The sequence below is a fragment of the Rhizobium sp. CFBP 8752 genome, assembly GCF_014842035.1.
In the GTDB taxonomy this organism is placed as follows: Bacteria; Pseudomonadota; Alphaproteobacteria; order Rhizobiales; family Rhizobiaceae; genus Neorhizobium; species Neorhizobium soli.
Window position 1 is genome coordinate 1844292 of sequence record NZ_JACYUZ010000001.1, and the last position, 13182, is coordinate 1857473.

Annotated in this window: 12 protein-coding genes; 1 reads left to right on the forward strand and 11 read right to left on the reverse strand. The window is 61.4% G+C overall.

Translation table 11 applies throughout. The annotated features are described in order from the left end of the window. The first annotated feature begins 49 nt into the window (after positions 1 to 49). Positions 50 to 919, forward strand: coding sequence for an ATP-binding protein (locus IFT59_RS08880; RefSeq protein ID WP_192087134.1), 870 nt, complete (start codon positions 50 to 52; stop codon positions 917 to 919). Between the two features lie 78 nt (positions 920 to 997). On the opposite strand, the gene IFT59_RS08885 is transcribed toward IFT59_RS08880, so the two are convergent. From IFT59_RS08885 to IFT59_RS08935, 11 genes are all read right to left on the reverse strand, one after another. Next, a complete protein-coding gene (locus IFT59_RS08885) occupies positions 998 to 2587 on the reverse strand; it encodes a peptidoglycan DD-metalloendopeptidase family protein (RefSeq protein WP_113110964.1) in 1590 nt (529 codons plus the stop codon). A gap of 156 nt (positions 2588 to 2743) precedes the next feature. Next, a complete protein-coding gene (locus IFT59_RS08890) occupies positions 2744 to 3397 on the reverse strand; it encodes a protein-L-isoaspartate(D-aspartate) O-methyltransferase (protein ID WP_062457531.1) in 654 nt (217 codons plus the stop codon). A gap of 31 nt (positions 3398 to 3428) precedes the next feature. Further along, positions 3429 to 4184: a 5'/3'-nucleotidase SurE gene (gene surE, locus IFT59_RS08895; RefSeq protein WP_192086650.1), complete on the reverse strand. Its 756-nt coding sequence runs from the start codon at positions 4182 to 4184 to the stop codon at positions 3429 to 3431. Between the two features lie 11 nt (positions 4185 to 4195). Then, positions 4196 to 5476: a serine--tRNA ligase gene (serS, locus tag IFT59_RS08900; RefSeq protein WP_192086651.1), complete on the reverse strand. Its 1281-nt coding sequence runs from the start codon at positions 5474 to 5476 to the stop codon at positions 4196 to 4198. A 54-nt stretch (positions 5477 to 5530) separates the two neighbouring features. Then, entirely contained in the window at positions 5531 to 6355 is an 825-nt protein-coding gene (gene tatC / locus IFT59_RS08905) for a twin-arginine translocase subunit TatC (protein ID WP_062457539.1), read from the reverse strand. Then, a complete protein-coding gene (tatB, locus tag IFT59_RS08910; protein WP_192086652.1) occupies positions 6355 to 7110 on the reverse strand; it encodes a Sec-independent protein translocase protein TatB in 756 nt (251 codons plus the stop codon). The genes tatC and tatB overlap by 1 nt, the downstream gene beginning before the upstream one ends. Before the next feature lie 31 nt (positions 7111 to 7141). After that, positions 7142 to 7372, reverse strand: coding sequence for a twin-arginine translocase TatA/TatE family subunit (locus tag IFT59_RS08915; protein WP_062457545.1), 231 nt, complete (start codon positions 7370 to 7372; stop codon positions 7142 to 7144). A 195-nt stretch (positions 7373 to 7567) separates the two neighbouring features. Beyond that, on the reverse strand, positions 7568 to 8263 hold the full coding sequence (gene scpB / locus IFT59_RS08920) for an SMC-Scp complex subunit ScpB (RefSeq protein ID WP_249407571.1): 696 nt from the start codon (positions 8261 to 8263) through the stop codon (positions 7568 to 7570). A gap of 17 nt (positions 8264 to 8280) precedes the next feature. Further along, the gene (locus IFT59_RS08925; protein WP_371816173.1) at positions 8281 to 9123 is read right to left on the reverse strand and encodes a segregation and condensation protein A; all 843 of its coding nucleotides are present in this window, start codon (positions 9121 to 9123) and stop codon (positions 8281 to 8283) included. Positions 9124 to 9154: 31 nt separating this feature from the next. Beyond that, a complete protein-coding gene (nagZ, locus tag IFT59_RS08930) occupies positions 9155 to 10171 on the reverse strand; it encodes a beta-N-acetylhexosaminidase (RefSeq protein ID WP_192086654.1) in 1017 nt (338 codons plus the stop codon). A gap of 78 nt (positions 10172 to 10249) precedes the next feature. Continuing rightward, positions 10250 to 12994, reverse strand: coding sequence for an SPOR domain-containing protein (locus tag IFT59_RS08935; RefSeq protein ID WP_249407520.1), 2745 nt, complete (start codon positions 12992 to 12994; stop codon positions 10250 to 10252). Between the last annotated feature and the right edge of the window lie 188 nt (positions 12995 to 13182).

The following is a 13182-nucleotide window of genomic DNA, read 5'->3' on the forward strand; positions in this document are numbered from 1 at the left end:
AACGGCCGAGAGGGCGCGACCGATGACAAAAAGTCTTGAGGAATACCAGATGACCGACGAGCTCAACGCCCTGATCCTGTCTGAAGTGCGCCGGCTCGCCGACGCAGTCGAGCGGCTGGCGGGCCCTCCACCAGCGGTCAACGACTGGACTGTCGCGGATTGCTTTGTCTGGGTGCCGACAAACCAGCGCCTGCAGCCCGTGCCACGCCCCAACCGCGTCGCCCTCACCCTGATCCGTGGCGTTGACCACGTGCGCGACATCCTGCAGGAAAACACGTTGCGGTTTGCCGAAGGTTATCCGGCAAACAACGTCCTTCTCTGGGGCGCGCGCGGCATGGGCAAGTCGTCGCTGGTCAAGGCCGTGCACGAGGATATCCGCGCGTCGACCGGTGTCTCGCTGAAACTGGTGGAAGTCCACCGCGAGGATATCGCCTCGCTGCCGGCGCTGCTCGACATCCTCAAGGCATCCGGCCATCGCATCATCGTGTTTTGCGACGATCTGTCCTTCGACCACGACGATACGGCCTACAAATCGCTGAAGGCAGCGCTCGACGGTGGCATCGAAGGCCGGCCGGACAACGTCCTGTTCTACGCCACATCGAACCGGCGCCACCTTTTGCCGCGGCATATGCTGGAAAACGAGCAGTCGACGGCGGTCAACCCGTCCGAGGCGGTCGAGGAGAAGGTTTCGCTCTCGGACCGTTTCGGACTTTGGCTCGGCTTCCACAAGTGCAGTCAGGACGACTACCTGACCATGATCGACGGCTATGCCGACCATTTCGATCTCGGCCTCAACCGCGAAACCCTGCACCACGAGGCGCTCGCCTGGGCGACGACGCGCGGCGGGCGTTCCGGCCGCGTCGCGTGGCAGTATATCCAGGATCTCGCCGGGCGGATGCGCAAGACACTCACGCCGTGAGTTCTTGAAGCAGCCCCAAAACGAAAAAAGCGCAGCCGAAGCTGCGCTTTTCTCCCGTCCCCTTGAAACGCACTACAATTATTCAAGGAAAGTGATGGGGTTGACCGGTGTCGCATCCTTGCGCACCTCGAAGTGGACCTGCGGACGCTGAGCGTCGCCGCTCATGCCGGACGCCGCGACGGTCTGGCCGCGGGTGACCTTCTGGCCGCGCGTGACGTTGATGTTGCCGGCGTGGCCGTAAACGGTGACCTTGCCATCGTCGTGGCGAACCAGAACGGTGTTTCCGAGCTGCTTCAGACCGTTGCCGGCATAGATGACGACGCCGTTTTCAGCAGCCTTGATCGGCGTGCCCTCGGGAACCGAGATGTCGATACCGTCATTGCGGCTGCCGTTGACGTTGGCGCCGTAACCCGCGATGACCGCGCCGCTGACTGGCCAGCGATATTTCGAAATGCCGGTCGACTGCGGTGCAGCGGCAGACACGTCGGACTTCTTCTCGACGTCCGACAGCGATGCTGTTTCCTGTGGCGCAGGCTTTGCGGGTGCTGCTTCGGCGACAGGCGACGGTGCAGCAGGCTTCGGCTGGGCAGCCGGCTTTTCCGGGATGGATGCGGTTCTGACCGGATCGGTCGCAACCGAGCTACCACCGACCTTCAGGGTCTGGCCAATTCGTACACCGTCAGCCGACAAGCCGTTTGCGGCCTTCAGCTGATCAATCGGCGTGCCGGTTTCGCGAGCGATCTTTGCAAGGCTGTCGCCAGGCTTGACCGTGTAGGTGCCACCGAGAGGCTTGCCGCCCGGAGGTGTGATCTTGCCAGGCTCTGCCATCGCCTTGTCGCGGGTCGGCGTTGGCAGAACGGCAACCTTCTGCTCGGTCTGCTGGGTGGGCGCTGGGGCCTTGTTCTGCAGGTCGATATCGGATGCAGCCGTCTTGGCCGAATTGCGCGATGGACCGAAGGTCGGGATGACAATCGTCTGGCCCGGCTTCACAGCGCCGCCATTGGCCTTCAGGATTTCCTTTTCAGGAACGCCGTAGCGGGAAGACAGGGTCGATGCGGTCTCGCCTGCCCTGAGCGTTACCCGCGGAGCGTTGACCGAAGACCAGCCGGACATCGGCTTCGTCGAAGCCGTTGTCAGGTTGTCGCCTCGAGCGGTCGACGGTGTGGGAGCCGTCAGAGACTGCGAACCACCGCTACGACCCGGGTATGACTGGGCCATCGATTCCTGGCGAGTGCCCTGACCGCGGTCAGCCGCCATCGGTGCACGGGACGCCATGGGAGCGGACGCCTGAGCAGAAGGCATGCCGGGAGCTGCCAACTCGTTGCGCTGGACGGCCATCGGCGCCGAAGCGGCGCGGGCCGGTGATGAATAGCCACCGGACTGGGCCGGATAAGGCTGGTTCATCGCGGTATTTCGCGAACCGTAATCCTGCTGGACCGGTGCCACCGCCTGGCCCGACCGCACATCGTCGCGCGGCATTGGCGCCTGGCCATAGGCCCCGCCGACCGGACGCTGGGGTATTGAAGCCGTTGTCAGCTCATCTTTGGAGAACAGCCCGGAGAAACGGCTCGAATCCGAGCTGCAGCCAGTGGCCGCACTCGCCAGCAAAGCCGCAACTGCGAGCTTAGCTACTGATTTTCCGACTTTTTGTGCACTGTTGACACGCATGGACTCGACCTACACTCACGCAACCATCGTGGGAGTCATTAAAGCGCGTTAGTCTTACTGTGGGGTTAAAGTGTCGGAAGAGATGCGATTTTTTTGATAATTCGCTAACCATGAGTTGGAAGCGCTTGGCAGGAGCGGAACCAATGCCGAACCAGCTTAAAGCGCTGCCGCCATCTGCGGAATGATCGGCAGGAATGGCACGGTGAACAGGTCTTCCCGTTCAAACCGGCTCCCGGTCTTGGTGAGCCTCACCATCATGCAGGTCTCGTCGTCGCCGATCAGCGGCGCAACCATCGAACCGCCATGGGTCAGCTGCTCCGCATAGAATCGCGGCAGAACCGTAAATGCCGTGGTCACAAATATCCGATCGAACGTGCCCTCGCCCGGCATCCCGTTGCTGCCATCCGCCTGTCGTACGATGACGTTGCGCATTCCAAGCGCGTCAACGCGGGCCTGCGCCGCAACGGTGAGCGTCTTATAGCGATCGACGGTCAGAACCCGTTCTGCGATGCGGCCGATGACGGCGGCTGTAAAACCGCTGCCGGTACCGATTTCGAGAACACGATGACCGGGTTTCACCTGCAGAGCGGCCAGAAGGCGAACCGCAAGATCTGCCCCTTCCATAAAGGCACCGCAATCGATCGGGACCGTGCGGCTGGAATAGGCTTCCTGAGAAAGCGTGGGCGGCACGAACTGCGAACGAGGCGTCTGCTCGACGGCAGTCAGAAGGTCGATGTTTGAAATGCCTGCGGACCGGAGCCGCAAGACAAGTGCAGCAAACCCTTCCTTCTCGACCATGCCCGATTTCAAGCTGTCACTCCGCCTGCCACGTTATCTGGGTTCAACCCAGCGCCCTCATCAAGCGATCCTGCACCGAATAGTCGGTCAGGTCCAGTTTCAGCGGTGTTACTGAAATGCGATTGGCCTTGATGGCGTTGATGTCTGTGCCCTCCGCCTGGCGGCCGACACGCGAGGCAAAGTACAGCCAATAGTATGGGAAGCCTCGACCATCCTGGCGTTCGTCGATCGCCACGTCGAAATCGGTCTTGCCCTGAGACGTGACTTCCGTCCCCTGGACATCGTCAGGCGCGCAGGCCGGGAAATTGACGTTGAGAAACGTGCCGGCCGGAAGGTCCGTATCCAGCAATTTGCGGATCAGGCCCGGGCCATGCGATTCGGCCGTATCCCAAGGCAGGACGCGGCCGTTCTCCTTGCGGTAGGCCTGGCTGAGCGCGATCGACCGGACGCCCTGCAGGGTGCCCTCGATGGCGCCTGCGACCGTGCCGGAATAGGTCACGTCGTCGGCAAGGTTGGCGCCGACGTTGACACCCGACAGAACGAGATCCGGCTTGCCCCCCATGACGTGGCGCATCGCCATGATGACGCAGTCCGTCGGCGTGCCGCGCACGGCATAGTGCCGGTCGCTGATCTCGCGCAGGCGCAGCGGCTCCGACAGGGTCAGGGAATGCGCATAACCGCTCTGGTCGGTTTCTGGCGCAACAATCCAGACGTCATCGGAAAGCTGGCGGGCAATCCGTTCGAGAACCGCCAGGCCTTCCGCGTGGATACCGTCGTCGTTGGTGAGCAGGATGCGCATTCAGGGCTGCCTTATGCTTTTTCTATTTTGGTCAGGCCGCCCATATAGGGCAGAAGCGCGTCCGGGATCGTAACGGAGCCGTCTTCATTGAGATAATTTTCGAGGACTGCGATCAGGCAGCGGCCGACGGCAGTGCCCGAGCCGTTCAGCGTGTGAACAAATTTCAAAGCCTTGTCGTCTTTGCCGCGATAGCGCGCGTTCATCCGGCGGCCCTGGAAATCGCCACAGACCGAGCAGGACGAGATTTCGCGGAACGCATCCTGTCCCGGCAACCAGACTTCGATGTCATAGGTCTTGCGGGCGCTGAAGCCCATGTCGCCGGTGCAGAGCGTCATCGTCCGAAAATGCAGGCCGAGACGCTTGAGGACGTTTTCGGCGCATTCGGTCATCCGCTCGTGCTCGGCGATCGATGATTCCTGATCCGTGATCGAGACGAGCTCGCATTTCCAGAACTGGTGCTGGCGCAACATGCCGCGCGTATCGCGACCCGCAGAACCGGCTTCCGAACGGAAGGACGGGGTAAGCGCCGTAAAGCGCAGCGGCAGCTTTTCGGCGTCCAGAACCTCGCCCGAAACAAGGTTGGTCAGCGTCACTTCGGCCGTTGGGATAAGGTAGCGGCCATCGGTCGTCTTGAAGAGATCTTCCTCGAACTTCGGCAACTGGCCTGTGCCGTACATTGCCTCGGACTTTACCATCAGCGGCGACGACACTTCCGTGTACCCGTGCTCGCTGGTGTGCATGTCGATCATGAACTGACCGATTGCCCGCTCAAGACGGGCGAGCGGTCCGGTCAGCACCGTAAAGCGCGAGCCCGAGAGTTTTGCGGCGCGCTCGAAATCCATATAGCCGAGCGCTTCGCCGATCTCGAAATGCTCCATGGCGGGATGATTCCAGCCGGGCTTCGTTCCGATCGTGCGCGTGACGACGTTGCCTGATTCGTCCTGGCCGACGGGGACATCGTCGAGAGGAATGTTTGGAAGGCGCGACAGCGCGTCATCGAGCGCTGCGACAGCTGCCCGTTCTTCCTGCTCGGCGGGCGGCATCGTGTCCTTGATGGTGGCGACTTCCGCCTTCAGCTTCTCGGCGAGTTCGGTATTCTTCTGCGCCATCGCATTGCCGATCTCCTTGGAGGCGGCGTTACGGCGCGACTGCATATCCTGAAGCGTCTGGATGACGCTGCGGCGGGTATCGTCCATCGCAAGCAGGGTGGCAGCCATTGGCTCGGCGCCGCGCTTGTTCAGCGCTGCGTCGAAAGCTTCCGGATTATCGCGGATCCACTTGATATCGAGCATGATTCTTGGCCTTCAAAGCATGAGGCCGCTGCGATATCGATCGAGAGAAAAACCTCAGGCCTTCTCCGTCTCTGCGACGTCAGACGAGGCCTCATCACTCGAAGCGTCCTCATCGCGTCTGCGCTCGACGAGTCGCGCGGCGTAGATGGAAATCTCGTAGAGAAGGATGGTCGGTATAGCAAGACCGATCTGGGACATCGGATCCGGCGGCGTCAGGACGGCGGCAACGACGAAGGCGATGACGATCGCGAACTTGCGCTTCTCGCGCAGCCACTTGCTGGACAGGATGCCCACGCGAGCAAGCAGCGTCGTGACCACGGGAAGCTGGAAAACCAGTCCAAAGGACAGAACCAGCGTCATGATCAGGCTGAGATATTCCGAAACACGCGGAAGAAGCGAGATCCCCACTTCACCCTCGGTCGGCGCCTGCTGCATGGCCAGGAAGAACCACATCACCATCGGCGTGAAGAAGAAGTAGACCAGTGCGCCTCCAAGCAGGAACAGCACAGGCGAGGCAATCAGGAACGGCAGGAAGGCTGCCCGTTCGTTCTTGTAGAGGCCGGGAGCCACGAACTTGTAGATCTGAGAGGCAATCACCGGAAAGGCAATGACCAGCGCGCCAAACATCGCAACCTTCACTTGGGTGAAGAAGAATTCCTGCGGCGCGGTGTAGATCAGTTCGGATTTCGCGATATCGAGCTTTGCCCAGATGACCGCCCATTTGTAGGGAATGACGAGAAGGTTGAAGAGCTGCTTTGCGAAGAAGAAGCACACGACGAAGGCGAGGAAGAAAGCGCCGATCGACCAGATGAGCCTTGTCCGCAACTCCATCAGATGCTCGATAAGCGGCTGCGGCTTATCTTCGTAATCACCGCTCATCAGGCATCGTCCTTCGGGGTATCGACAGGCTTCTTCGGGGTACGCTTGCGGGCGGCTGCAAGCTTGACGGCCGTCTCAGTCGTTTCAGGTGCGGACACCGGGACCTTGGCCACGCGAACACGTTTCGGCTGTTCGGCAGACGTCGCCACTGGGGCATGCTTCTCCGCCCTCGTGGATCTGCGTGTCGTTGCAGGCTTATCCACAGCTGCCGGCTCACCCGTGGCCGCCAACTTCGGTGCGCGAGGCTTTCTAACGCGACCGGGTTCGGCAGGCGTTGTCGCCTCCGCTGGTGCCGGCGTCACAGCAGAGGACGTCGGCGCAGCAACAGGAGATGCCGTGACGGGCGTAACCGGTACAGCCGCAACAACAGGCGCCGTATCGGCGACCGGAGCACCTTCGACAGCATGCTGCGCTTCGACATCCGTGCTGATCGGCGTCGGCGTCGACGGCATATGCGTCGCCTTCTGCAGATCGTTTCGGATGTCCTGCCCCATCTGGCGAAGCGGATTTATCGCGTCGCGCAGGCTGTTGGCGGGATTGAGGCTCTTGGCGTCCGAAATCGTCTTCCGGACGTCATCCATGTCTGCCTCGCGAAGCGCCTCGTCGAACTGCGTCCGAAAGTCACCCGCCATCTTGCGCAGGTTTGATGTCATCTTCCCGAAAGCGCGCAGCATGGGCGGCAAGTCCTTGGGACCTACGACCACGATAAGCACAATGGCAATGACAAGTAGCTCGGTCCAACCGATATCCAACATTCAGCGAGGCTCCTGAAACCCTCCCGACCAATTAAGACCGAGTGGTTTCCTTGATCTCGTCGGGCTTGTGATCGACCGTCCTGCCGCCGTTCACAGTATCGGTAGGCTTTGCCTCAGGGGCATCCTCGTCCGCCATGCCTTTTTTGAAGCTCTTGATGCCTTTGGCAAAGTCGCCCATCAGCTCAGGAATCTTGCCGCGTCCGAACAGGACAAGCACGATGACTAGAACGATCAGCCAGTGCCACACACTAAAAGAACCCATAGTCTAACTCCATTGGAACGTGACCCCGATGTAAGCTTTTTAAGTTTGTTTTTCAAACACCAAATACGTTGCACGAAAAGCTATGAACGGATGACTTTCGCGATCTAGCGACGCTGCTGTCGGCAACGGACGATCACGCATGGTCCATATTCGGGAACACGGGAATAATAAGGGGAAAGCTGGCTGAAAGCCCTGCTAGCCATCACCGTCGCCGGTTGGCGGCAGCAAGCCAAGCTCCTCCAGATCAAGCTGGGTGATGGGGTCTTCCTCGTCCGAAAGCTCGTCCTCAGAGCCCGGAACCGGCACCGAAAAGCCGGATGGAATGCGGCCAGATAGAAGTCCCGCGCCCTTCAATTCTTCGAGACCAGGAAGATCGCGTAGCTCTTCCAACCCGAAATGATCGAGAAAATCTCCTGTCGTTCCGAGTGTCACCGGTCTGCCCGGCGACCGACGCCGACCGCGGAAACGAACCCAGCCGGCTTCCATCAGTACGTCAAGTGTACCTCTTGAGGTCTGGACGCCGCGAATATCCTCGATCTCGGCACGGGTCACAGGCTGGTGGTAGGCGATGATGGCAAGCACTTCGAGGGCGGCCCTCGACAGTTTCTTCACGTCGCTGTCGTCTTTGCGAATGACGAAGGAAAGGTCTGCTGCCGTGCGGAAAGCCCAGCGATCGGCCACCTTGACCAGGTTCACTCCGCGTGAGGCATAGATGCCAGCCAGTCTCTGCATCACGGCTTGGATATCTTCTCCCCGTGGAAGACGCTCAGCCAGAAACGCTTCCGAAACCGGCTCAGCCGATGCAAACACGAGGGCTTCGGCGATCCGCTCGATCTCCTCCGACGAGTAGGGCACCGGCACAATGTCATCCACTGCCGCGTCGTCGTCCATCGCGTCCTCGACCGGGCTCATTCGGCGGTCCCTGCCTTTAGAGGCAACGTCTCGGCCTTCGGCCGTCCGGGTCCCTTTCTGAGATAGATCGTCTGGAAAGCGCCATCCTGGCGGATCTCGAGCTGTCCTTCGCGCACCAGTTCCAACGAGGCCGCAAAGGCGCTGGCAGTCGCAGTGACGCGATCCTGCGGCGGCAGATAAGGCAGAAGGTACTGCTGCAGGGCCGTCCAATCGCCGATCTCGCCCAGCATGCGGTTGAGAAGGTCCCTCGCCTCAACCAGCGACCAGACCTTGCGGCGTTCGATCGTGACATGGGTGATGGCGTTGCGCTGCCGGAGATTGGCGTAGGCCGACAACAGGTCGTAGAGCGATGCGTCATAGGCCGACGGCCTGTGCTGCGGGATATGCTCCGGTGCCCCACGTGCAAAAATATCGCGACCGAGTCGGTTACGGTTGACGAGCTGGGCTGCTGCATCGCGGATCGCTTCCAGCCGTTTCAACCGGAAGGCAAGCGTTGCCGCCAGTTCCTCGCCGGTCGGGCCGTCGTCGATCTTGATCTGCTTGGGGATCAGCAACCGCGACTTGAGATAGGCGAGCCAAGCTGCCATCACGAGATAGTCGGCCGCCAGTTCGATCCGGACGCGCCGCGCGCTGTCGACGAATGTGAGATACTGCTCGGCGAGTGCCAGGACCGAGATCCGCGACAGATCCACTTTCTGGCTGCGCGCAAGATGCAGCAGAAGATCGAGCGGTCCCTCGAAGCCCGCGACGTCGATCACCAGTGAAGGATCATCGATCGCCCGCTCGGTCACGTCCTGCCACATCTTGTCCATCGGAATGGCATTTTCAGCTTTTGTCATCGCCATTCCGATCCGTCTTCACTGTCGGCGGTCAGGCGACCCCAATCAGTCCGTGGAATTCGTCGCGAAGCGTGTCTTCCTGTGCATCGTCAGCAACCGGGAAACCCTGCTCCACCGCTTTGGCACGTCGAAGCGCCTCGCCGCCAAGCGGGATCGCCTCGTTCACAACCGCCTTCATTTCGTCCATCAGGCCGTTGCAATGCAAGACGATATCACAACCGCCCCCAACGATTCTCGCCGCGCGCTCGCCGATCGTGCCCTTTAGGGCGTTCATCGAGCTGTCGTCGGACATCAGCAGGCCATCGAAGCCGATATGACCGCGAATGACATCCTTGATGACTTTCCGAGAAATCGTCGCCGGCTCTTCCGTGTCGATCGCGGTGAAGACGATATGCGCGCTCATCGCCATCAGCTCGTTCTTGAGCGCCACGAAGGGCAGGAAGTCATGCGCTTCGAGTTCCGCCCGCGATGCCGATACGACCGGCAGTTCATGATGCGAATCGGCCAAGCCGCGGCCGTGGCCCGGGATATGCTTCATCACAGGAAGCATGCCGCCAGCCTTGAGGCCATCGGCCGCAGCCTGCCCCATCTCGGACACCGTCTTCGGATCGAAGCCATAGGCCCGGTCGCCGATGACGTTGCTGGCGCCTTCCACCGGTACGTCCAGGACCGGCAGGCAGTCGACGTTGATGCCGAGCTTCATGAGATCGAAGGCGTGCAGCCGCGACATCAGCCATGCGGCGCGCAAGCCCATTTCACGGTCATTCTTGTAGAGAGCCCCCAAGGCGGCGGCTGACGGATAACGCTCGATCATCGGCGGACGGATACGCTGAACGCGGCCACCCTCCTGGTCGATCAGGACAGGCGCATCCGGGCGGCCGACGGTGTCGCGCATGGCTGCAACCAGATCAGTGATCTGGGCCGGCTCGACACAGTTGCGGGCAAAGAGAATGAAACCCCAGGGACGCTCATCCCGGTAGAGCAGGATTTCGTCCTGGGTAAGCTGCGGGCCGCTGGAGCCCAGGATCATCGCTTTCGATTCGGTCATGTTCGATCCTAGAATGCTGGAAGCAGAATAGAAAACGGGGCGCCGTGCGCCCCGGTCGATGGTTTCTCGTCAAAGATCTTAGCGAGCGACGAGGCAGGTGCCGCCGACACCGCGATACTTTTCGCAGAGTGCTACGGCTTCCGTCTTGCTGCCGGCCGGGATCCGAACGCGATAGAAGGTACCCTTGCCGGCGATTTCAGCAGCCTTGATATCGACCCCACGCCCGCCGATCACGTTGCCGAACTTCGACGACAGGTTCTGGTACGACCTCTGAGCGTCAGCCTGGGACGGCAGCGATGCGATCTGAATGACGTAGCCGCCCTCGCCGACCGACGCGACCTGTGCACTGACAGCGGCAGGAGTTGCCGAAACCGGCTGAACCTGTGCTGCGGGAGCGCGAACGTTGCCCTGATCGCTGACGGATGCGACGACATTGACCGGCTGCTGCGAAGGACGAACCTTCGGGACCGGCGCCTTCGCGACAGCAGCAGGTGCCGAAGTGTCCAGTGGCGCCATAGTGGCTGCCGTCATCGGCGCAGACGCCGGGATGATTTCGGCAACCGTGCTGGCAGCAGGTGCAGATGCGGCGATCGTAGCGGCCGGAGTGACTGGCTGGGCCAGTTCCGGAGACTTCACCGAAGCCGCCGGCATCTTGCCTGTATGCGCCGCAGCAAGCGCCGGAGCCGGCACTTCCTGTTCGACGAGCTTGCCATCCGGACGCACGATCATCGTCTTTACCCGACGCGGTGTAACGGTGAGAGGATCCTGTCCGCCCGTCGAAGCAACCTGCTGGCCCTGATCGGGAAGCAGACGTGCATCCTGGGTCTCGCCGGTATCAGTCGGATCGATATCGTTTTCGCCTTCGAGCGGAAGGCTTTCCGGCATCAGCGTCTTTTGGACGACATCGACCGGCTGCTCTTCGCTGGAGATCAGCGCTTCCTGCTTCGGCGTTTCGGATGCAGCGCCGGCAACGCGGTCGTAAACAGCCTTGTCCTGATTCGGAACGGTCTTGCCACCCGGATTTTCCGGGACAACCTTTACCGGATCGGTATCGGCTGCGATGACGACCGGCTCGCCGCCCATCATCCGCGAAGGTCCGCTACCCAGCATCGTGTAGGCACCTGCGCCGGCAACGACCAGGACGCCGACAACGGCGATGGGAAGAAGCCACGTCCGGGACGCCGACCGGGGCGAACGCTGGTCGAGGTCGTTTTCGTATCCGTTGAGATCGCTGTCATGGTCGTTGGCCGGAAGCGGCGCGACAAGGCTGCGACGGAAGTCTTCTTCCAGGGCCCGCTCGAAATCGTCGAGGTCGGGGTAAGCGCTGCCCGATGTCTGCCGAGGCTGCTCTGGGAAATTGCCGGCAGCGACGGAAGCCGGGGCAGCCGCCTCCTGATGCCGCGGTGCCGGAGCAGTCTGCGACGTCGGGTTTACCAAGAGCGCCGCGAGTTCTGCATCGATATCGATATCGTACTCGGACGCGTAGGCAGGCTCTTCTTCCGGCTGCTCGACTGGCAGGTCCGGCACGTTGAGATCGGCGATCGCCTCGACATGCTCTTCCGATTCGGAAATCATCGCCGCATCGAACGGCATTTCCGCTTCGACGACGGCGACTTCTTCTTCCGGCTCAGGCGCTGCTGCAACGATGGGTGCTGCCGCAGCCGCGGGCGTCGACACGGCGGCAGGTATTGCCGCGGCAGGTGCCACCGGCTGAACGGAGTTTTCCGCCACCACGATGTCGGCTAGATCGAGTTCGAGATCGTCAAGCGCCAGTTCAAAGTCTTCGTCGGCGAAAGGATCGAAGTCATCTGCCAGGTCGGCGACGGGTGCCGCCTGCTGAACAGTCGGCGTTGGAACCGGCGTCGGGATCACGGGCGCCGCCACAGCGGCAACGATCGGAGCGACGGCGATTGGCTGCGGCTTGGAGGCCGGAGCCTGCGGCAGGTCGAGTTTCGGCTCGGCGCGAACAGTCGCAGGCGCTTCCTGGCTGACCGGGAAACGGGCAACGTCATAAACCAGCTCGTCAAGCGGCGAAAATTTCTGCGCCTCCAAAGTGGGCTGAACGACCTCTTTCACAGCGACCGGTTCAGCAGCGCGAGGCTGTTCAACCGGGGCAGCAACGGCCTTGGGCTGGACAACCGGCGGCTTTTCGACGGGGCGTTCCAGCGGCGTGACACCGGCGTTCAAACCGAAATTCGCAAGCGGCATGCGAAAGCCCGGCGTGTAACCGGTGCTCTTGCGGGGTTCAGCCCGAACAGGCTCCGGCGCCGAAACCATGGGAGCTGCAGCGACTGGCTCGGCTGCAACGGCGAACGAGCTCTCCAGCTCAGCGGCCAGATCGAAAGCGTCAACCGACGGTTCCTGCCTGGACTGAGTCGCAGGCTGATAGTCATCGGCGCCCTCTACCTCCGCACGGAGTGTCGGAAGGCCATGGAAATTTGACGGGTCGAAATTCGGCTCGGCCGGTGCACGGTGAGCATCGACGGCAGGGGAAACAGCTTCCGCCTCCGCAGGTGCTGCACCAAACGGATCGACGGAGAATTCCGGAGCATCGAAAGGGTTGAGATCTTCCTGCGTCTGCGACACCACCGACTGGACCGGCTGTTTGAAAACCGGCTCGCGTTCGATGGGAGGCTCATAGGCAATAGAAGGCGCAGCCTGATAGCCGTGATCGACCGGCAAAGGCGCCTCCACGCGGGAAGGCTTGGCGTCGAGCGGAATATCGTTGACCGGATCGATCCGCGGAGTATCGTATTGCTCGAATTCCCGCAGCAACTCGTCTTCGAGATTGAAGGCCGGCTCGCGGCGGGCAGATGCCGCCATTGGCGCAGAACCCACGGAAGGGGCAGCCGGATTAGCGACTGTCCGTTCCTCGTAGCCTACGATGCGAGCGAGCTCTGCCAGAGGATCGCCGTCAGCAAAAAATTCCGGGGCGTCATTCCGGCTACGCGCTAGGTTGTTGTCCGCCATTCGCTCGTCCACTCACCACCATTACAACTCATCTGCCAGTG